At 68.5% G+C, this 19,577-nt stretch carries 22 protein-coding genes, 1 tRNA gene and 1 other RNA gene; 9 read left to right on the top strand and 15 right to left on the bottom strand.

Annotated elements, in window-relative coordinates; all coding sequences use genetic code 11:
- Positions 1–417 carry a secondary thiamine-phosphate synthase enzyme YjbQ gene (locus tag GGQ59_RS04860; RefSeq protein ID WP_183816753.1) on the top strand — a complete coding sequence of 139 codons (417 nt, stop codon included), beginning with the start codon at positions 1–3 and terminating at the stop codon, positions 415–417.
- On the opposite strand, the gene GGQ59_RS04855 is transcribed toward GGQ59_RS04860, so the two are convergent.
- Positions 402–1,619: an MFS transporter gene (locus tag GGQ59_RS04855; protein WP_183816320.1), complete on the bottom strand. Its 1,218-nt coding sequence runs from the start codon at positions 1,617–1,619 to the stop codon at positions 402–404. The genes GGQ59_RS04860 and GGQ59_RS04855 overlap by 16 nt on opposite strands.
- A gap of 57 nt (positions 1,620–1,676) precedes the next feature.
- Positions 1,677–1,753, bottom strand: a tRNA-Asp gene (locus GGQ59_RS04850).
- A 172-nt stretch (positions 1,754–1,925) separates the two neighbouring features.
- On the opposite strand from GGQ59_RS04850, the gene GGQ59_RS04845 reads away from it, so the two are divergent.
- The 4 genes from GGQ59_RS04845 (at position 1,926) to GGQ59_RS04830 (ending at position 6,245) form a co-directional block, all read left to right on the top strand.
- Positions 1,926–2,717: a 3-hydroxybutyrate dehydrogenase gene (locus GGQ59_RS04845; protein WP_183816318.1), complete on the top strand. Its 792-nt coding sequence runs from the start codon at positions 1,926–1,928 to the stop codon at positions 2,715–2,717.
- Entirely contained in the window at positions 2,714–3,760 is a 1,047-nt protein-coding gene (locus tag GGQ59_RS04840) for a patatin-like phospholipase family protein (RefSeq protein WP_183816316.1), read from the top strand. The genes GGQ59_RS04845 and GGQ59_RS04840 overlap by 4 nt, the downstream gene beginning before the upstream one ends.
- Before the next feature lie 41 nt (positions 3,761–3,801).
- Complete coding sequence (locus tag GGQ59_RS04835) at positions 3,802–5,640, top strand: calcium-binding protein (protein WP_183816314.1); 1,839 nt, start codon at positions 3,802–3,804, stop codon at positions 5,638–5,640.
- Positions 5,641–5,729: 89 nt separating this feature from the next.
- Positions 5,730–6,245, top strand: a complete 516-nt coding sequence (locus GGQ59_RS04830) for a VOC family protein (RefSeq protein ID WP_183816312.1) — start codon at positions 5,730–5,732, stop codon at positions 6,243–6,245.
- Between the two features lie 5 nt (positions 6,246–6,250).
- Here the strand turns inward: GGQ59_RS04830 and arfB are convergent, their stop codons facing one another.
- Both arfB and GGQ59_RS04820 read right to left on the bottom strand, forming a co-directional pair.
- Positions 6,251–6,670 (bottom strand): alternative ribosome rescue aminoacyl-tRNA hydrolase ArfB, encoded by a 420-nt coding sequence (gene arfB, locus GGQ59_RS04825; RefSeq protein ID WP_183816751.1) that lies wholly within the window; start codon positions 6,668–6,670, stop codon positions 6,251–6,253.
- A gap of 2 nt (positions 6,671–6,672) precedes the next feature.
- A complete protein-coding gene (locus tag GGQ59_RS04820; protein ID WP_183816309.1) occupies positions 6,673–7,344 on the bottom strand; it encodes an SOS response-associated peptidase in 672 nt (223 codons plus the stop codon).
- Between the two features lie 20 nt (positions 7,345–7,364).
- Between GGQ59_RS04820 and GGQ59_RS04815 the strand changes: the two genes are divergently transcribed.
- Both GGQ59_RS04815 and GGQ59_RS04810 read left to right on the top strand, forming a co-directional pair.
- Positions 7,365–7,811, top strand: a complete 447-nt coding sequence (locus tag GGQ59_RS04815) for an NUDIX hydrolase (protein ID WP_183816307.1) — start codon at positions 7,365–7,367, stop codon at positions 7,809–7,811.
- Positions 7,808–8,191: a TIGR02301 family protein gene (locus GGQ59_RS04810; RefSeq protein ID WP_183816305.1), complete on the top strand. Its 384-nt coding sequence runs from the start codon at positions 7,808–7,810 to the stop codon at positions 8,189–8,191. Before GGQ59_RS04815 ends, GGQ59_RS04810 begins: the two co-directional genes overlap by 4 nt.
- Before the next feature lie 8 nt (positions 8,192–8,199).
- Here GGQ59_RS04810 and GGQ59_RS04805 read toward each other — a convergent pair whose 3' ends face one another.
- From GGQ59_RS04805 to GGQ59_RS04765, 9 genes are all read right to left on the bottom strand, one after another.
- Positions 8,200–9,528: a dihydroorotase gene (locus GGQ59_RS04805; protein WP_183816303.1), complete on the bottom strand. Its 1,329-nt coding sequence runs from the start codon at positions 9,526–9,528 to the stop codon at positions 8,200–8,202.
- Positions 9,525–10,427 carry a M23 family metallopeptidase gene (locus tag GGQ59_RS04800; RefSeq protein WP_183816301.1) on the bottom strand — a complete coding sequence of 301 codons (903 nt, stop codon included), beginning with the start codon at positions 10,425–10,427 and terminating at the stop codon, positions 9,525–9,527. The genes GGQ59_RS04805 and GGQ59_RS04800 overlap by 4 nt, the downstream gene beginning before the upstream one ends.
- Entirely contained in the window at positions 10,427–10,651 is a 225-nt protein-coding gene (locus GGQ59_RS04795; RefSeq protein ID WP_183816299.1) for a DUF2093 domain-containing protein, read from the bottom strand. The genes GGQ59_RS04800 and GGQ59_RS04795 overlap by 1 nt, the downstream gene beginning before the upstream one ends.
- A 20-nt stretch (positions 10,652–10,671) precedes the next feature.
- Positions 10,672–12,261, bottom strand: coding sequence for an exodeoxyribonuclease VII large subunit (xseA, locus tag GGQ59_RS04790; protein ID WP_183816297.1), 1,590 nt, complete (start codon positions 12,259–12,261; stop codon positions 10,672–10,674).
- A gap of 110 nt (positions 12,262–12,371) precedes the next feature.
- Positions 12,372–13,667 (bottom strand): ATP-dependent Clp protease ATP-binding subunit ClpX, encoded by a 1,296-nt coding sequence (clpX, locus tag GGQ59_RS04785; RefSeq protein WP_183816295.1) that lies wholly within the window; start codon positions 13,665–13,667, stop codon positions 12,372–12,374.
- A 142-nt stretch (positions 13,668–13,809) separates the two neighbouring features.
- Positions 13,810–14,469 (bottom strand): ATP-dependent Clp endopeptidase proteolytic subunit ClpP, encoded by a 660-nt coding sequence (gene clpP / locus GGQ59_RS04780; RefSeq protein ID WP_183816293.1) that lies wholly within the window; start codon positions 14,467–14,469, stop codon positions 13,810–13,812.
- A 141-nt stretch (positions 14,470–14,610) separates the two neighbouring features.
- Positions 14,611–15,438 (bottom strand): 3-methyl-2-oxobutanoate hydroxymethyltransferase, encoded by an 828-nt coding sequence (panB, locus tag GGQ59_RS04775; RefSeq protein WP_183816291.1) that lies wholly within the window; start codon positions 15,436–15,438, stop codon positions 14,611–14,613.
- 3 nt (positions 15,439–15,441) lie between these two features.
- Positions 15,442–15,777 carry a hypothetical protein gene (locus tag GGQ59_RS04770; protein WP_183816289.1) on the bottom strand — a complete coding sequence of 112 codons (336 nt, stop codon included), beginning with the start codon at positions 15,775–15,777 and terminating at the stop codon, positions 15,442–15,444.
- 2 nt (positions 15,778–15,779) lie between these two features.
- A complete protein-coding gene (locus tag GGQ59_RS04765) occupies positions 15,780–16,307 on the bottom strand; it encodes an adenine phosphoribosyltransferase (RefSeq protein ID WP_183816287.1) in 528 nt (175 codons plus the stop codon).
- A gap of 73 nt (positions 16,308–16,380) precedes the next feature.
- Here GGQ59_RS04765 and GGQ59_RS04760 point away from each other — a divergent pair, with 73 nt between their 5' ends.
- Positions 16,381–16,812 (top strand): c-type cytochrome, encoded by a 432-nt coding sequence (locus tag GGQ59_RS04760; protein WP_183816286.1) that lies wholly within the window; start codon positions 16,381–16,383, stop codon positions 16,810–16,812.
- A gap of 7 nt (positions 16,813–16,819) precedes the next feature.
- Here the strand turns inward: GGQ59_RS04760 and GGQ59_RS04755 are convergent, their stop codons facing one another.
- The gene (locus GGQ59_RS04755; protein ID WP_183816284.1) at positions 16,820–18,253 is read right to left on the bottom strand and encodes a PRC-barrel domain-containing protein; all 1,434 of its coding nucleotides are present in this window, start codon (positions 18,251–18,253) and stop codon (positions 16,820–16,822) included.
- A gap of 579 nt (positions 18,254–18,832) precedes the next feature.
- Positions 18,833–19,201, bottom strand: a transfer-messenger RNA (tmRNA) gene (gene ssrA / locus GGQ59_RS04750).
- A 51-nt stretch (positions 19,202–19,252) separates the two neighbouring features.
- On the opposite strand from ssrA, the gene GGQ59_RS04745 reads away from it, so the two are divergent.
- Complete coding sequence (locus GGQ59_RS04745; protein WP_183816282.1) at positions 19,253–19,510, top strand: helix-turn-helix domain-containing protein; 258 nt, start codon at positions 19,253–19,255, stop codon at positions 19,508–19,510.
- Positions 19,511–19,577 lie beyond the last annotated feature (67 nt).

Below are 19,577 nucleotides of genomic sequence, written 5' to 3'. Positions count from 1 at the left end.
CTGCGTCAGGCCCTTGGCGACCTCGAGGTCTCGACGCGCGGCGAAGGCTTCTTCGACGTGACGCGGCAGGTCGCGTCCTGGCTGCAGGGTCAGGGCGCCCAAAACGGCCTCCTGACTATCCTCTGCCGTCACACCTCGGCCTCGCTGACGATCCAGGAGAACGCCGATCCCGACGTGCTGACCGACCTGAAGACGGCGCTTCACCGCTTCGCGCCACAGGACGGACGGTACGTCCACGATGCGGAAGGCCCGGACGACATGCCCGCGCACATCCGCACCATGCTGACCTCGGCGACGCTCTCCGTGCCGGTGCGCGGGGGGCGGATGCACCTCGGCACCTGGCAGGGCGTCTACCTGATCGAGCACCGCGCGAGGCCGCACGAGCGGCGCTTGTCGCTTCACTACCTCGGCGACTGATCCGGCACGCGCGGGTCGAGGGCGAAGGCCGTGGGCGTCGTGCGCGGAACCGGGACGTAGGGCGCCGTGGCGGCGGGGGCCGTCCGGCGGGTCATCCTGACGGCACAGAAGAAGACCAGCACCACGTAGACGCTCGCCACCCACCAGAAGAGGCCCGCGGGCCCCAGAAGGCGCATCGCCTGAGGCGCGACGGAAGCGCCCGCGATGGCGGCGACGCCGTAGAGCAGCAAGAGGCCCCCGTTCACCGACAGCGCCTCGCCCGGATCCGCATGATCGTTCGCATGGGCGACCGTCAGGCCGAAGCACGGCATGGCGAAGACGCCGAAGACCGCGCCCGCCCCGAGCAGCGCATGGAAGGAGACGGTCCCCGCGAGCGGCAGGCAGACGGCCGCCCCCGCCGCGCCCACGGCGCAGCTCATCAGGACGGCCCGCCGGTCGAACCGGTCCGAGAGCCAGCCGACGGGCCACTGCGCCAGCGCGCCGCCAAGGATGATGGAGGCGACGAAGGGGCCCGCTGCCGTTCCGGCGTAGCCGAGGCTGCGCACGAAGACCGGTCCCATCGACCAGTAGGACGACGCGGCGAGCCCGACCATGGCCGCGCCCGCGAAGGCCACGGGGGAGACGCGCCAGAGCCGTCCAAGGTGCAGACGCGTGGAGACGGGCGGCGGCGGCGCCTCGACCCGGGTCAGCGCCACGGGCACGAGGGCCAGCGAGATCGCGACGGACAGAAGAGAGAACACGACGAAGCTCTGCGGATCGAACAGCGTCAGCGAGGCCTGCATCGCCGTGACGAAGCTGAAGTCCGTGATGCGGTAGGCGGACAGCACCCGCCCCCGCGTCGCGTTGGTCGAGCGCTCGTTCAGCCAGGCTTCGAGTACCATCTGCATCGCGGCGAAGGAGAATCCCGTCAGCACACGAAGCGCCAGCCAGAAGACCGGCTCGACGACGATGGCATGGGCCAAGGTCGCGGCCGAGGCGATCGACGCGAAGGCGGTGAAGGACCGCACGTGCCCCACGTCGCGCACGAAGGCGGGCGCGAACCGGCAGCCCAGGACCAGCCCGACATAATAGGCCGAGAGGAACATCCCGATCACCGTGACCGGGAACCCCTCGATCCCGCCGCGAACGGCGAGCAGCGTGCTTTGAAGGCCGTTGCAGCCGAGCAGGAGGCCGCCCGACAGCAGAAGCGGCCAGAGGGACATAACCAGCCGCATCGCGGACTCTCGGTGACGGGGGGAAAGGCCATCCCATGAAAGGGATGGCGCGAGTGACGGGGCTCGAACCCGCGACCTCCGGCGTGACAGGCCGGCACTCTAACCAACTGAGCTACACCCGCGTCGCACCGAAGTGCGAGGCCGCCTGATAGGAGGCCGGGCGGCGGGGGTCAAGCGTCAAACCCGCCTCCGCGGCGCTTTCGCGGGAGCGGCTCTCGACGCTGCCAAGAATGGGTACGGCGGCGCACAACGCGTGTTACCGCGCCAGCGAAGAACTCACGCGAGGAGCACCTCATGTTCGAAGACCTGAAGGGCCGCAGCGCGGTCGTCACCGGCTCCACCTCCGGCATCGGGCTGCACATGGCCGAGGCCCTGGCCAAGATGGGGGTCGCCTTGACCCTCAACGGCCTCGGCGAGGAGGCGGAGATCGAGAAGGAGCGCAAGCGCCTCGAAGACACCTACGGCGTCACCGTCCGCTTCGACGGCGCGAACCTCATGGATCAGGCCGAGATCCGACGCCTGATCGCGGATGCCGAGGCCGCGCACGGCAAGATCGACATCCTCGTCAACAATGCCGGCATGCAGAAGGTCGCGCCGATCGACGAGTATGACGAGGCGACCTGGGACCGCCTCGTCGCGCTCAACCTCTCGGCCGTCTTCCACGCGACCAAGGCCGTCCTGCCCGGCATGAAGAAGCGCCGCTGGGGCCGGATCGTCAACACGGCCTCCGCCCACGGCCTCGTCGCCTCCCCCTTCAAGGCGCCTTACGTCGCGACCAAGCACGCGGTCCTGGGGTTCTCCAAGGCGGTCGCGCTCGAGGTCGCCGAGCAGGGCATCACCGTGAACTCGATCTGCCCTGGCTACACGCTGACGCCGCTGGTCGAGAACCAGGTCGCGGACACGGCGAAGGCGCGCGGCATGACCGAGGAAGAGGTGAAGTCCGAAGTCATGCTCAAGGCGCAACCGACCAAGGAGTTCGTCACCTACGAGCAGCTCAACGGCATGCTCCTCTACCTCTGCTCGGACGCGGGGGCGTCGTGCACGGGCAGCTCCTACGTCATCGACGGGGGCTGGACGGCGCAATGAGCGAAGCCCCTCGCAAGGGCCTCAACCTCGCGCTCCAGGGCGGCGGCGCGCACGGCGCCTACGCCTGGGGCGTCGCCGACCGCCTGCTCGAGAGCCGAAGGGTCACGCTGAACGCCATCACCGCGACCTCGGCCGGGGCGATGAACGCCGCCGTCATCGCCTATGGGCACGCGAAGGGCGGGGACGAGGGCGCACGCGAGGCGCTCGAAGGGTTCTGGCGCAAGGTCTCCGAGATGAAGGGCCTGATGGGCGTCCCGGACGTGCCCGAGCCCTGGCGCAGCCTCGTCCCCGGCCTCGCCGACGCGGAGCAGATGATCTCCTTCGCGGTGATGGAACTCGCGGCGCTGTCGCTCAGTCCGTACCAGTTCAATCCCGTCAACTACAATCCGCTTCGGGTCGTCCTCGAGGAGGCCGTCGACTTCGACGTCATCCACCGCGAGGGCGACATCAAGCTCTTCATCAGCGCCACGAACGTCCGTAGCGGGAAGGTCCGCGTCTTCCGCAAGGAGGAAGTGACGCTCGACGCGGTGATGGCGTCGGCCTGCCTGCCGCAGCTGTTCCAGGCCGTCGAGATCGGCGGCGAGGCCTATTGGGACGGCGGCTACATGGGCAACCCGTCCTTGTGGCCGCTCTTCTACGAGACGGACGTCGAGGACCTCCTCGTCGTGCACATCAACCCGATCGAGCGCGACGAGGTCCCGATGACCGCAGCGCAGATCGACAACCGCATCAACGAGATCACCTTCAACTCGGCCCTCCTGAAGGAGATGCGCGCCGTCGCGTTCGTGCAGAAGCTCCTGCGGGACAAGTGGGTGACGCAGACGCACGCGGCCGAGCTGTCCGACATCAAGTTCCACGCAATCCGCGCCGACAAGACGCTGAAGGATCTGAGCCTCGCCTCCAAGTACGACACGAGCTGGGGGTTCCTATGCGACTTGCGCGACCGGGGACGGCGGGCGGCGGAGTCTTGGCTCGACGCGAACTGGGACGCGGTCGGCGAACGCGGAACGGTGGATTTGCACGCCGAGTTTCTTGATCTTTAGGACTTTCCGCTGATCTTCGCCTCCGAGACAGGGGGCACAACATGACGCTACGACGAGGCACGAGCGGTGACGACACGTTGCTCGGAACGACCGGCGCCGACACGATCTACGGCGAGAGCGGCGACGATCACCTCGACACCGGACCCTCCGGCAGTTCCTACCTCTGGGAGAGCGATTATCTCTACGGCGGCAGCGGGAACGACAGCTTGTTCGGCCGCTCAAACGGTGCGCGCCTCTACGGCGAGAACGGTAACGACACGATCACTGCCGTCGGAGCGTTGGCCCACCTCGATGGGGGCTCCGGGAACGACACGCTTCACGGATCGAACTCTATCGTTTCCGTCTACGATCGTTTCGCCGGCTTAGCTCGGTCGGAGACTTTCGATCCAGGGGCCGGAATTGACACTATTCATACCGGCGACGGTCTGGACCGCATCGAGCTGTATTCGACATCACTGTCTGAGCGTATTGTCTACCTCGAAGATTTCGCCCCCGGCGACTTCCTGATGTTATCAGCGCCAATAGACGATGAGCAACACAAATGGATCACGCCCGTTGAGCTTCATATCGACGGCGATGGAAATGGTACCTTCGAAACGAAGGTCCACTTTACCGACCCAATCGACCCATTGACTCTAGTACGAAGCATCGATCAGCTCGGAGGCTTCACTTATCTACAGTTGGTCGGCGCTACGCAATATGATACGATCGGTGACGCTAACGATAATCTGCTCGTAGGCGGCCGGTATGCCGATCGTTTGTCAGCGGGAGGGGGAAACGACGTCGTTGAAGGTTTCGCAGGAGACGATACCCTCGTCGGCGGGGCTGGAATCGACGTGATTCTCGGCGGCGACGGCGCCGACCTTATATACTCTGAGGATCCCGGTGTGTCGGCATCCTTCTCTTCCGGCGAAACGCTGGTCGGCGGCGCAGGAGATGATACGATCTACTCGGTCACCTCGAGCGAGCCTGACTCCAAAAGAAACGTTATTCACGACGAAGCAGGTGACGACCTACTCATAGGCTCAGACGGCAACGAGTTCTGGGTTCTCGGTCCGGGCTCCGATACGTTATCGGCGGGCGGGGGTTGGGATACATTAGTCGTGCAAACCGGATACTCGGGCCGACATAGCGTCAGCCTGCGCGGCGGAGTCCTGCGGTCCGACGCCGATGCGAACGTGGTATCGGGTGTGAACGAACTGAACATCGACGGGGGTGGAGACGATGACTTCATTTCCATCTACAGCGATGACCTAAGATCGGACGCTATCGACGCGATGACGCTCTACGGCATGGCGGGGAACGACTTTCTTGAGGTCGTTGGAAAAGGTTCTCATGAATTGATCAATACTCAGGGTGCGGACACGCTATTGGGTGGCGCAGGAAACACTCTGGTTGAAGCGACATTCGCTGATACCCTCATCGTTACGGGAGAGGGTCGAGATTCTATAACCTTCAGATATCTTGGTGACAGTGACGCAGGGCGGACGACCATCGTAGACTTTACGCCTGATGATCAGTTAATTCTCTACCTCGATCGAGACCGCATGTCGGTGGAAAGCACGTCTAGCGAGACACGGCTTCTACTTCATGACGATAGCGGAGGATCGCAGACGATCGAGATTGTCTTGGTTGGATCATACGACGGTATCTTCAGCTTATCCCAACCTGATGCGGTTGGACAGCAGCTCATCTCGTACGAGGGTACCGTGAGAGCGCGCGGTTTCGCCGGGGGGTCTGCCGCCGACGACCTCGTCGGCAGCGCCGGAAACGACAGTCTGTGGGGCTTCTTGGGTGACGACACCATCACCGGCGGGCTCGGCGGCGACGTCATCCACGGCGGTGACGGCAACGACGTCATCTGGGGCGACGGCGCCTAGCGCCGAGCCCTTTCCTATCCTTCACGAAGTCCGGGCGGACTCCCCGCCCGCCTCGCTGTTTCCGCAGTGAAACGACAGCGAGGCGCTCCATGGCCATCACCCTTTCCCGCATCCACCACGTCGGCATCATCGTTCAGGACCTCGACCGGACGGTCGCGTTCTACAACGCGCTGCTCGGGACCGAGCCGAGCATCAGAACCGAGGTCGGCAACTCCGCCGGGCTCGCCCAGCAGATGCAGGTCGGACAGGCCGCGGGCGACGCCGACGCGAAGATCGCCTTCTACGACGTCGACAACACCTCGCTCGAGTTCATTGAGGTCGTCCGTCCGCAACAGGACCTTCACCAGCAGCCCGTCGCGCAGCCGGGGGCGAAGCATCTGTGCTTCCAGGTGGACGACGCGGAGGAGGCCTTCGCGGCGCTGCGCGCGGCGGGGCACGAGTTCCACGCGCCGGTCGTCCACTTCGACGAGAACCAGCCGGACCTCAAAGGCGTGAACTGGGCCTACTTCGAGGATCCCGACGGCAACGTGCTCGAGATCATGGAGGACCCCAACAAGAAGGGCGTGAAGGGCGCGGCGCAGAAGGTCGGCCTCGCCAAGGGCTGAGGCGCCTACTCCTCTGGTCGGACGTTGCCGCGCAGGGACTTCACCTGCCCGCGGCGCGTCTTCGCCTCCAGGCGCCGGCGCTTGCTCGCGAGGGTCGGCCTCGTCCTAATCCTCGGCTTGGGTGGCGTGAGCGCGTCGCGGATCAGGTCGGCCAGGCGCGCCCGCGCGATCTCGCGGTTGCGCGCCTGGGACCGCGTCTCCTGCACATGCAGGACCAGCGCACCGTCCTGCGTCCAGCGCCGCCCCGCGAGGCGCCTCAGGCGCGCCTTCACCGGCGCGGGCAGATTCGGCGAGCGCGCCGCCTCGAATCGAAGCTCGACGGCGGTCGCGACCTTGTTGACGTTCTGACCGCCGGGGCCGCCCGAGGTGGTGAAGCTCTCCGTAACCTCCCAATCCTCGATCGTGACCCGGTCGGAGATGCGCAGGCTCACGAGACCTCCTCGATCAGCTCGGGCCCGTCCGGCTTCCACGAGTTCACGGCGCGCCCGACCTTCCACCAGGTGAGGTCCGGCGGCGGCTGGCCGACGATATCCTTCGCCGCGCGATCGTCGGTCTCGTCGGCGTGGAGCCAGTCCTCGTAGCGTTCGGGCTCGACGAAGACGGGAACGCGGTGGTGCAGCTGGCGCAGCTTGCCGACGGCGGGCCGGGTCAGGAAGGCGGCCGTCGTCATCTCCTCGCCGCCCGCCCCCAGCCACTCCTCCCAAAGCCCCGCGAGGCAGAAGAGCGGCATGGAGCGGTCCTTGGCGATGAGGTAGGGCTGCTTGCCGCCCTCCTCGTCCAGCCACTCATAGGCGCCGTTCATCGGGAAGAGGCAGTGGCGCCGGCGCCAGGCGTTCTTGAAGCTCGGCTTCTCCGCCGCCGTCTCCGAGCGGATGTTGACGATGGCCTTCTTGAGGAAGCTGCCCTGCCGGTCCCAGGCGGGCACGAAGCCCCAGCGCACGAGGTCGTAGCGCCGCTCGCCCTTGGGCCCCAGGCGGATCACCGGCACGGGCTGGGACGGCGCCACGTTGTAGCGCGCGGGAAAGTTGTCGGTGATCTTGATGCCGAAGGCCTCGGCCATGTCCGACGGCGTCTCGGTGATGACGTAGCGCGCGTTCATGGGGAGCGTTATGAGGGGGAATGGCCGACCCCCTCAAGCCGATCCTGTCCGCAGGCGCAGTCGTCTTCCGCGGCGACCGCGTCCTCCTCATCCGGCGCGGGCGTCCGCCCTTCCTGGGCCACTGGTCGATTCCGGGCGGCAAGGTCGATCATGGCGAGCCGCTGCGCGAGGCCGTGCTGCGCGAGGTGCTCGAAGAGACGGGCGTGACCGCGCGCGTCGTCGGCCTGATCGACGCGTTCGAGGCGCTGCCCGCGAGCTCCGACGAGGCGCACTTCGTCATGATCGACTTCGTCTGCGAGCACGTCTCGGGCGAGCCGATACCGGGCGACGACGCGGACGACGCGGCGTTCCTGTCCATCCCCGAGGCGTTGTCCCGGATCGCCTGGGACAAGACGCGCCTCGCGGTCCAGGGCGCCCTCGCCTTCCGCCGGGCGAACGCACCGGCGCTGTCGGGGCGGGTCGAGTGAAAGCGCTCCTCGCCGCGCTGTTGTTCGGCCTCGTCCCGGCGCCCGCGGGCGGACGCGTGCCGGAGGCGGAGGAAGCCTTCGCGGCGCGCCAGGCCGACCTCGTCTCGCTGGCAGGGTCGCTCGGCACGCTGCACCGGCTGCGCCAACTCTGCGACGAGGGGGAAGACCCGGATCTCTTCCGCACCCGGCTGATGGCGCTCATCCCGCTCGAAGTGCCCGTGGCCGCGACGCGAGCCGAGATGATCGCGGCTTTCAACGCGGCCTACCGCGAAGCGAGCCAGGAGCACGCGATCTGCGGGCCGGAGGCCGAAGCGCTCTACGCCGAGGAGGGCGAACGAGCGCTGGCGGTGACAGAGCGCCTCTACGCGCCTTTCCGCTAGCCGCTCTTTCAGCGTCTGGGCAGCGTCTCCTGGAAGCGCACGGGCTCACCGCCCGGCTCGCCGATCAGGCTGTCCTCCCACATGACGCGCCGCCCACGGATGATCGTGCCCTTCGGCCACCCCGTCGTCTCGAAGCCGTCGAAGGGCGTCCAGCCGGACAGGTTCGCCTGGTCCTCGTGCCGGATCGTCCGCTTGGCTTTCAGGTCCACTACGGTGAAGTCCGCATCGTAGCCGATGGCGAGGCGCCCCTTGCCCGCGATCTGGAAGATCCTGTTCGCCCCCGCGCTCGTCAGGTCCACCAGCCGTTCGAGGGTCAGGTGCCCCGCCGCGACGTGGGTCAGCATGACGGGCAGCAGGGTCTGCACGCCCGGCATGCCGGAGGGCGACTTGGGGTAAGGCTTCGCCTTCTCCTCGCGCGTGTGGGGGGCGTGGTCCGACCCGATGACGTCGAAGAGGCCCTCGCGCAGCGCGTCCCATAGGGCGAGGCGGTGATGCGCGTCGCGAACCGGCGGGTTCATCTGCGCGAATCCCTTCAGCCGTTCGTACGCCTCCGGCCCTTCCAGGGTCAGGTGCTGCGGCGTGCACTCGCAGGAGGCGACGTCCTTGTTCGCGGCCAAGAGCGGCAGCTCGTCGGCGGTCGAGATGTGAAGGACGTGGATCCGCCGTCCGGTCTTCCGCGCGAGGCGCAGGAGGCGCTCGGTCGAACGAAGCGCCGCCTCGGGGCTGCGGACTTCGGGGTGAGACGTCCAGTCGCCGTCGCGCGCGAGCTTCGCGTTGTCGCGAAGCATGTACTCGTCCTCGGAGTGGAAGGCGACGCGGCGCATCCCGTTCCTGAGGACCAGCTCGACGCCCTCGTCGTCTTCGATGAGGAGGTTGCCGGTGCTCGCGCCCATGAACAGCTTCACGCCGCAGACGCCGGGCAGAAGTTCGAGCTCGCCCAGCTGTTCCGCGTTCCCGCGCGTCGCACCCATGTAGAAGGCGTGATCGACGACCATGCCCCGGGCGCGGTCGAGCTTGTCGCCTAGCGTCGCTTCGTCCGTCGTCAGAGGGTTGGTGTTCGGCATCTCGAACACCGCCGTCACGCCGCCGAGCGCCGCGCCGCGTGCGCCCGCCGCCAGGTCTTCCTTGTGCGTGTTGCCGGGCTCTCTGAAGTGGACTTGCGTGTCGATGACGCCGGGCAGGACGTGAAGGCCCGTGCAGTCGATGACCTCGCCCGCATCCGTGCCGGCGGGCACGTCCAAAGCGGCGATCTTGCCGTCCTTGACGCCGACGTCGCGGACGCCCGCGCCGTCATGGTTCACGACGGTGCCGCCGCGCAGGATGAGGTCGTAGGTCATTGCATCGGTCCTACCAAAAGCTCGGGGTCGACGAGCGTGCCGTGCCACTTCACCGACCAGTGGACATGCGGGCCCGTCGCGCGGCCCGTCATGCCGGCGCCGCCGAGGACGTCGCCTTGGCTGACGCGGTCGCCCGCTCTCACGTCGATGCGCGACATGTGCATGAGTGCGCTCTCCAGGTTCTGTCCGTGGTCGATGAGGACGAGGCCGCCCTCGAAGAACATGTCGGGCTCGGCGAGCGTGATCACCCCGTCGGCAGGCGCGCGCACGGGCGTGCCGACGAAGTCCATCGGGCTCTTCATCGACAGGGGCCGGGCCACGTCGACGCCGGAATGCGGGTTCTTCGGCACGCCGTTATAGGTGCGGTAGGAGCCGAAATGGCTGGTGATCCGCCCCGTCGCGGGCCAATCGAAGCCACTCTGCCAGAAGGCCGAGGGGACGGAGGACGCGCGTGCGGCGTTCTTCTTCTCCGTCCCGATACGGATGCGCTCCAAGTCTTCCGGCTTGTAGGGGTTCACCTTGCTGTCGGGGACGCCGGTGATCTCGTCGAGGAGCAGCCACTCCCTGGGCGCGATCGTCAGCACCCGCTCTTCCGCGGTCCCGTCCGGCAGCGCGATGCGCAGGGTGGACCGCTCGCCGTGGTCCCGCCCGAAGCCGAGGACGAAGCGGCCGTCCTCGCTGACGGGGACCGCGTCGCCGTCCAGGGTGACTTCGGCGGCCGGGTCCGTCGTGCCGAAGGCGAGCCCGCCTTGCGAGAAGACGCTGTCCGCCGTGAACCAGGGGGCGGGGTCGTCCGCCGCCGCCTCGTGCGGGGTCGTCCTGCTCGGCGAGAGCGTCGGCTCGGGGGGCGCGGCGTGCGCGGCGCAGGCGGCGACGAGGAGCGCTGCGAGCGCCCGCATCAGAACGCCTCGCCGTTCGCGCGCGCCTTCTCGTAGGCCTCGTTCGCAGCCGTAGCGTCGGCATAGGCTTCCTGCCGCGCGACGCTCCAGTAGCGAAGCTCGTCCAGCGCGATCTTTCGTCCCGTCACCGCGCAGGTCACGTAGGCCCCGGCGCGTTGCACGTCGAAGTCCGCGTCGAGGTAGCGAAGCTTGGCCTCTCGGCCCTGATCGGTCGTATCCAGCATGGGGGGCTCCTAGCAGAGGCTCACTCGAAGAGGGAGGTCTGCGGCGCCGCCTCTTTCGCGCGCTTCGGCTTCGCCTTCGGACCGTCGGCGATCACCGCCTCGCGCACCCCGTCGGCGAAGCGGAGGGCCACCTGGCCCTGGGCCTCGGACGCCCGGCGGACGACGGCGCCGTCGGCGGCGGTAACGAGCGCGAAGCCGCGCTCCAGCACGCCTTGGTAGGAGTAGCTGGTCAGGAGGCGGCCTTGCGCTTCGAGCCTCTGCCCCGCCCGGTCGAGGAGCGCGGTCGTCGCGGCGAGGCGGCGCGCCGCGGCGGCGGTGTCGGCGCTGCCTTCGCGAAGCGAACGGCGAACCGCCGCCGCGGGAAGGCGCGAGCGGTCGAGCCGCGCGCTCGCCCGGTCGAGGCCTCGCAGCGGGGCGCGCGAGAGCCGCTCGGCGCGGGCTTCGAGGCGCTGAGCCCGAAGCGCCAAGGGCTGCCGAAGCAGCGTCGGGGACAGGCGCCCCGTCGTCCGCCCGGCCCGCACGGCGGCCCTGTCCGCGAAGCCGAGCGCGGCGCTGCGCAGGCGCTGGCTCGCACGGGCGAAGCGGTTCTCCGCGCGCTCCAGTGCGACGCTGAGCGAGCCGCCGAGCCGCTCCGCCGCGCGGTCGAGGCGCTGCTCCGCGGGCTGGATCAGGGCTTCGGGCCGCCCCAGCCCCCGCCCCGCTGCGGTGAGCGCGAGGTCGCGGCGCTCGACCGTCCGCGAGAGTGCCGTGCCGAGCTGCGCCGCCCTGCCCTCGACCTCGGCGAGGAGGTCGAGCCGCACGGGCACCGCCATCTCCGCCGCGGCGGTCGGCGTCGGCGCGCGGACGTCGGAGGCGAAGTCGATCAGCGTCGTGTCGGTCTCGTGTCCGACGGCGGAGATCAGCGGGATGCGGCTTCCCGCCGCCGCCCGCGCGACGCCCTCGTCGTTGAAGCACCAGAGGTCCTCGAGGCTGCCCCCGCCGCGCGCGACGATGAGGACGTCGGGCCGGGGAAAGCCCTCGGGCAGGCGGTTGAAGCCTTCGATCCCGGCGACGATCTGTTCGGCCGCGCGCTCGCCTTGGACGAGGGCGGGCCAGACGAGGACGCGGGAGGGGAAGCGGTCGCGCAGGCGATGCAGGATGTCGCGGATGACCGCCCCGGACGGCGAGGTCACGACGCCGATCACGCTCGGCAGGTAGGGCAGCGGCCGTTTGCGCGCGGGGTCGAACAGCCCTTCCGCGGCGAGCTTCTTCTTGCGCTCTTCGAAGAGCGCCATCAGCGTGCCCGCGCCTGCGGGCTCCAACGTGTCGATGACGAGTTGGTAGCGCGACTGGCCGGGGAAGGTCGTCATCCGACCCGTGGCGATGACCTCCATCCCCTGCTCGGGGCGGACCTTCATCCGGCTCGCCGAGCCCTTCCAGACGACCGAGGAGAGGACGGCCCGCTCGTCCTTGAGGTCCAGGTAGACGTGCCCAGAGCCCGCCCGCGTCACGCGGCCCAGCTCGCCGCGCACCCGGACGTAGCCGTAGGCGTCCTCGATCGTGCGCTTGAGGGCGCCCGAAAGCTGGCTGACGGTATACTCGGGCGTGTTGCTTGGCGTCGTCGAGGACATGCCCGACGCTTAACCGCCTTCGCCACGGAAAGCGAAGGCCGAGCGTGCCCCCGGACACGAAGAAGGCCCCGCGAGGGGGCCTTCGACGTTTCGAAGTTTGCAGAGCGGCGTTACGCGCTCGCGCCTTCCTGCTTTGCGTCCTCGGCGAAGACCTTGAGCGGTTCAGCCCGGCCCTCGACGACCTCCTCGTTGACGACGACCTCCTGCAGCCCGTCCAGGGTCGGCAGGTCGAACATCGAGTCGAGGAGGATGCCCTCCATGATGGAGCGCAGGCCCCGGGCGCCGGTCTTGCGGCCGATGGCGCGGCGGGCGACGGCCTTGAGCGCTTCCTCGGTGAAGGTCAGCTCGACGTCCTCCATCTCGAAGAGGCGCTGGTACTGCTTGACGAGCGCGTTCTTCGGCGTCGTCAGGATCTGAACCAGGGCCTCCTCGTCGAGGTCCTCGAGGGTCGCGATCACCGGCAGACGGCCGATGAACTCGGGGATCAGGCCGAACTTGAGGAGGTCCTCAGGCTCGACGCCGCGAAGCACGTCGCCGATGCGGCGGTCCTCGTCGACTTCCTTCACCTTCGCGCCGAAGCCGATCGAGGCGGCGTCGCCGCGCGACTGGATTACCTTGTCGAGGCCGGCGAAGGCGCCGCCCACGATGAAGAGGATGTTGGTCGTGTCGACCTGCAGGAACTCCTGCTGCGGATGCTTGCGCCCGCCCTGCGGCGGCACGGAGGCAACGGTGCCCTCCATGATCTTCAGGAGGGCTTGCTGCACGCCCTCGCCCGACACGTCGCGCGTGATGGACGGGTTGTCCGACTTGCGCGAGATCTTGTCGATCTCGTCGATGTAGACGATGCCGCGCTGCGCCCGCTCGACGTTGTAGTCGGCCGACTGCAGGAGCTTGAGAACGATGTTCTCGACGTCCTCGCCGACATAGCCGGCCTCGGTCAGCGTCGTCGCGTCCGCCATGGTGAAGGGCACGTCGAGGATGCGGGCGAGGGTCTGCGCGAGCAGCGTCTTGCCCGAGCCCGTGGGCCCGACGAGCAGGATGTTGGACTTGGCGAGCTCGACGTCGTTGTTCTTCTGCGCGTGGTTCAGGCGCTTGAAGTGGTTGTGGACCGCGACCGAGAGCACGCGCTTGGCGTAGCTCTGACCGATCACGTAGTCGTCGAGCACGTTGTGGATGTGCTGCGGGCTCGGCACGCCGTCGCCGGACTTCACGAGAGAGGACTTCGACTCCTCCCGAATGATGTCCATGCAGAGCTCGACGCACTCGTCGCAGATGAAGACGGTCGGACCGGCGATCAGCTTCCGCACCTCGTGCTGCGACTTGCCGCAGAACGAGCAGTAGAGCGTGTTCTTGCCGTCGCCGCCCGAGCCGGAGGGGCCTGCGCCGTTGCCTTTGACCTTGCTCATTCAGGGTCTCCTCGCCGCTGGTCCCGAAGGCCGCGGCTGTTCCAAGTGAGGCCGGAAGTCCCGACTGTGCATGATCGGGTCCATCGGCGCAACGCGGCGCGTATCCTCACGCTCCGCGCAATTGGTTACAAACGTGTTGCGTTTACGATTGCGGGGCGGCCGGTCCTTGGGCGCCCTCGCCCGGCGCGGCGCGCCGTTCCAGCACCTGATCGATGAGGCCGAACTCCAGCGCCTCTTCCGGCGTCATGAACGTGTCCCGGTCGAGGGTCTGCTCAATCGTGTCGTAGTCCTGACCGGTATGCTCGACGTAGATCTCGTTGAGGCGGCGCTTGGTCGCGATGATGTCGCGCGCGTGCCGCTCGATGTCGGACGCCTGGCCCTGGAAGCCGGCGGAGGGCTGGTGGACCATGATGCGGGAGTTGGGCAGCGAGAAGCGCTGGCCCTTGGTCCCCGCGGTCAGCAGCAACGACCCCATGGACGCCGCGAGGCCGATGCACATCGTGCTGACGGCCGGGCGGATGTACCGCATGGTGTCGTACATCGCGAGGCCGGCCGTGACCGAGCCGCCCGGCGAGTTGATGTAGAAGGCGATGTCCTTCTTCGGGTTGTCCGCTTCGAGGAACAGGAGCTGCGCGACGATCAGGGTCGAGACCTGGTCGTGCACCTGGCCCGAAAGGAAAATGATCCGCTCCTTCAGAAGGCGCGAGTAGATGTCGAAGCTGCGTTCCCCGCGGCTCGTCTGCTCGATCACCATCGGGACGAGCGTGTTCATGTAGATGTCGTGGGGATCGCGTTCGGTCATCGGAAACCTGTCATTTCGAAGGGACGGACACCGGGCTAGCCCGCCCTCGGTGAATAGGGAGTGTAGGTAGGACGCGGGGCACGGACGCGCAAGCATCGCGCGTTTCGATCGCGCCCGCCACTCCCTGGCGGCGAGGCGGCGTCAGTCCTTTCGCAGGCGATAGGTCTCGCCCTCGCCCGGAAACCGTCTCGTCCGCACGTCCTCGGCGTAGGCGCGGGCCGCCTCGCCGATCTCGCCGCGCAGGTTCGCGTAGCGGCGCACGAACTTCGGCGTCCAGTCGAAGGCACCGAGCATGTCGGGCGTGACCAGCACCTGCCCGTCGCAGGCCGCGCTCGCGCCGATCCCGATCGTCGGGCACGACACCTCGCGCGTGATCCGCTCGGCCAGCGCCTCGTCCACCCCCTCGATCACCATGGCGAAGGCGCCGCCCTCGTCCGCCGCGCGGGCCTCGGCGAGCACGGCTTCGGTCTCGGCCTCGCTGCGACCCTTCGCCTTGAAGCCGCCGGTGACGAGGCTCGCCTGCGGCCGAAGGCCCACATGCGCCATCACCGGCACGCCCCGTTCGCTCAAGTAGCGCACGGTTTCCCCGGCATAGGCGCCGCTCTCGATCTTCACCGCCCCGGCGCCCGTCTCGGACAGGACGCGGGCCGCGCTCGCGAAGGCCTGTTCGGGCGAGGCTTCGTAGGTCCCGAAGGGCAGATCGACGACGACGAGGCTCCGCTCGGCGCCGCGCATGACCGCCTTGCCGTGCAGGATCATCATCTCGAGGGTCACGCCGACTGTGCTCGGAAGGCCGTGCACCACCATGCCGAGTGAGTCGCCGACGAGCAGCAGGTCGCAATGGGGGTCCAGCATCGCGGCGGTCGGCGCGTCGTAGGCCGTCAGGCACACGACGGGCGTTCCGCCCTTGGCGGCTCTTATGCTCGCTGCGGTCTGGCGCGGGGCGTTGGTCTTGGTCTGCTTGCTCATCGATCAGTTCGTCGGCTTCAGCGCGGCGAGGCGCTCTTCGGACAGGCCGAAGCGGGTCTGCACCGCCCGCATCGCCTCGCCGTCCCCGCCGAGCTGCCACAGCGCGCTCACGAGCCGTTCCTTCTCGTCCGCGTCGAGGACGCGCGCCGCTTCCGCCGCGCTCTCGGCGTCCGCGCCCTCCGCCTCGGCCCGCAGCTGCGCGGTCTTCGGCCGGGTCAGGAGGAAGAGCTTCATCAGCACGGCGTCGACCGCGTCGCGCTCGATCTCGGTCGCGTCCTCGCCGCCGACCGCCATCATCAGGAGGCCGGCCGCCCCGGCCCGGGGAGAGAGCGCCGCCATGTTCAATCGTCCCCGAACTGCATGAGGCTGAACACCTCGTCCGTCAGGCCGGCCAGCGCCTCGCGGCCGCCCAAGCCTTCGAGCTCGATGACGAACGCGCAGGCGACGGGCCGCGCGCCGAGCTCCGCCAGCAGCTCCGCCGCCGCGACCGCCGTGCCGCCGGTCGCGATGAGGTCGTCGATCAGGAGGACGCGCTCGCCCGGCGCGACCGCGTCGCGGTGCAGCTCGAGGACGTCCTCGCCGTACTCCAGGCTGTAGGACCGCGAGATCGTGTCGTGCGGCAGCTTGCCCCGTTTCCGGACCGGCACGAAGCCCGCCCCGAGCGCGGTCGCCAGCGCGGCGCCGAAGACGAAGCCGCGCGCCTCGATGCCTGCGACCTTGTCGATCCGATGCGCCTTGAACGCGCTCGCCAAGCCTTCGACCGTTCGCCTGAACGCCTCGCCGTCCGCCATGAGCGGCGTGATGTCGCGATAGACGATGCCCGGCTTCGGATGATCCGGGATCGCCCGGATGGCGGTCTTGAGATCCATTGTCCTCGTCCCTCGTCGCCCTGCGACGCCTTCTGCCGTGGACCGGTGTGTAGCGGCCCGCTAGCGCGGCGTCATGCGCATCCTGGCTCTTTGTCTCCTCGTCGTCCTGTCCGCCTGCGGCCAAGGGACGGAGGCCCCGCCGCAGAGGACGACCGCGGACAGGCTCGCCGCGCCGCCCGATGCCGCCTATGGCCAGCGCTTGGCGCAGATCTGCCGGACCTGCCACGAGGTGGCGCAAGGCACGGGGCACAGGGTCGGCCCCAACCTATGGGGCGTCGTCGGCGCCCCCGCCGCGCACCATGCCGACTTCGCCTACTCGGCGGCGATGAAGCGCTCGGGCCTCGTCTGGAACGAAGAGAGCCTCGACGCCTACCTCGCGAACCCCCAGGGCTTCGTGCCCGGCAACCGCATGGCCTATCCCGGCATGCCGAACGAGGCGGACCGCCGGGACGTCATCGCCTACCTCGAAACGCTGAGCGGCCCCGAAGAGGGCGCCGCTCCCTGAGCGCGCGTCAGCCGCCCTGGCTGGCGACCGTCACGGTCTCCGCTTCGCTTCGCCGATAGCTGTCCGCCTCGGCCTCCGGCATCGCTTCGAGCCGGTCCTGCGTGTACCCGGCCGCCACCAGACGGTTGCCGCGCAAGGACAAGTCGCCGAGGGGCACGAGCACCGACCGCTCGCCGAGCCCGAGGAAGCCGCCCGCCTTGACGAGGGCGAAGGTCTGACCGTCCCGCTCCACGACGTCGGCGACCTCGCCGAGCTCGTCCTCCTCCTCGTTGATGAGCCCGGCTCCGCGGACGTTCTCGGTACGAAGCTCGGTCGTCGCACCGCGCGGGGCGGTCTGCATGGCCTGCTGCGGGGCCTCGGCGTTCTGCGAGGCTTGCGCCCGCGCGGGCGGGACGGGTTCGTCGCCGCGCAGGACGCGGACCTGAACCTCGCCGGTCCGGCGGAACTCGACGTTCGGCGCCTCGCCGCCCTCGATCTGAACGTCGGGCTGGTCGCCGCCTTCGATGCGGACCTGAGGGTCGGCGCTGGCGTAGTCGACCTGCGGCTCGCCCTCGGCCTGTTCGATCTGAACTTCGGGCTCGGCCTGCTGTACGTCGATCAGCGCTTGCTGGCGGACGCTGACGCCGGTTTCGCCTGCGACCCCCGCGCCCTCTTCGGGAACGCTGCCCTCCGAGACGCGTACGCTGGGCTCGGGCTGCTGGACGGAGACAGTGGGCGGCGCCTGGCGCACTTCGACCTGCGGTTGCGCTTGGGTCACGCCGACCTGCGGTTCCGGCAGGCGGACGATGACCTCCGGCTGCGGCTGCTCGATGGTGATGGTCGGGCGCGGCATCTGCACCCTGACCGTGGGCTGCTGCATCCGCACCACGATCTCGGGCTCCGCCTGGCGCACGGAGACGTTGGGCTGAGCCTGCCGCACCGATACGTTCGGCGGCGACTGCTCGACCGAAACGCGCGGCTGGGGCGTTACGACCCGAACGGTATCGACGTCGGCCGCCGTTCTCGTCTCGCGCTGAACCTCGGTCTGGGCCTCGGTTTCTATTTGGTCGGTTTCTGTCCGGTCAGCTTCTGGCCGATCGACTTCTGTCCGGTCGATCCGCGCGGCGGGGTCGGGCTCGGGGCGGGTCGGCCGGTCCTCGCCTTGGGCGGGCGCGACGAGGCGCTCCGGCGGCGGGGTGGGCGCCAGCGGCTGCGCCGGTTCGGCCGCTGCCAATTGCTGCTCGACCCGGGCCAGCGCCCGTTCGCAGGGCTGCGCTTCGCCGCGATAGGCGACGCGGCGCGCCTGGGTCAGGGTCATCGGGATCTGCAGCCCGTCCTCGCTCGCCGACTGGACGGCATCGATGAGCTCTTGGCAGGAAGGCTCCAGCTGCGCGCCCTCGGCTTCCTGAAGCGGCAGCGCGAGCGCCGTGCCGCCGAGAAGCAGGCCGAGAATAGTGGTCATGACAGTCTCCCTGGTCCGATCTAGGCGCGGCCAGGCGCACGACTCGTCCGGTCCCGCCCCCTCGCGCCATGTCCGAGGCTAACGGCGCAGAACGCACAGGGTTCCTGGCGCAGAACCAGGAAGGCGGCGAACTTGTCCCCACGTTCTTAGCCTATGGCACTCTTGTCTCGTCGCGGCAGGGCCGGGGCTGGGCGGACAGCTGACGTCTCCCTTGCCTGCCGCCACGAGGTCACGTGCTGGCGAAGTCTGGATGATGGAATGCATCCCACTTGGTCAGGCCAGACACGCGCCGGGCGAGCTGAAGAACGGCCCCGGCGGATCGCGCTGAGGAGCGTGGAGGACTTCGTGCCGCGCAGCGAGCGAGGGTGTGGGACCCCTTGCGCCGCAGACAACCTACTACCACCCCGAACTGCGGCGAGCCGCGCGCGGGACACCCCGGACTACCTCATACCGCACGACGGGCGGACGAGAACGGCTGCCCGCTGCGCGCCCGCTGGCGCACAGGCCAAAGGCCCGTGCCGCCAGCCCGCGCTCAAGCAGGCGGGCGGTCAGCCCGCCGGTAGCGCCACTAAGAATGAAAGTGCCGGGGTTCTGTTGCCAGGCCCCCGGCGGCCCCGCCTAGGACGGGAAAAGCCCTAGGACTTAAAGTGCGGTATCTCCGCGCTGCTTACGCAGCGAGGGCGACACCTTCCATGTTGTTGTCGTTGGCAACTATTCATGGTTGACCAAATAACGGAGGTCACCCGAGCAAAAGCCGATCCTCTACACGTCCGTCGATGCTGTTTCGGCCCCGCCGCAAGCCGCCCCCGGTGTCGGGAGGACGCCCTCTGGTGGAGCCGCCGGGTACTGCCCCCGGGTCCGGGCCGTTTATTACGATCGCCGTTTATCGCCATAGGCGCACGAGGCGTCCCCACTCATATAGCAGCCCACCCCCTCGCGGAGAAGGCCGCGCCCCCATATTGTTATCAAACTGCAATCAAAAGGGCGTACAGAGCGCGCATGGACAAGCAGGACTTCAAGCGCTGGCGCAAGTCGCTCGGCTTCTCGCAGAAGGACGCGGCAGAGGCGCTCGGCCTCAAGCGGCGTATGATTCAGTACTACGAGAAGGGCGAGCGGGACGGCGAGAAGGTGAAGATCCCGCTCTCGGTCCGCCTCGCCTGCTACGCTCTGGCCCACGGCGTGACCGACTATCACGGCCCGAAGAAGAAGGACGGCGAGAAGGTCGAAACCGATCTCAAGCTGGTCGAGAACGCCTAAGCGTCTCGGGAAAACACGGGCCCCTCGCGCGCGCCGACCTGCTAGCGTCGCCGCCTGACGCTGATTC

Origin of the sequence: Parvularcula dongshanensis, from assembly GCF_014199615.1 — a bacterium.
Lineage (GTDB): Bacteria > Pseudomonadota > Alphaproteobacteria > Caulobacterales > Parvularculaceae > Parvularcula > Parvularcula dongshanensis.
Note: the sequence above shows the minus strand (reverse complement) of the source record. Positions and strands in the feature narration are given on the sequence as shown.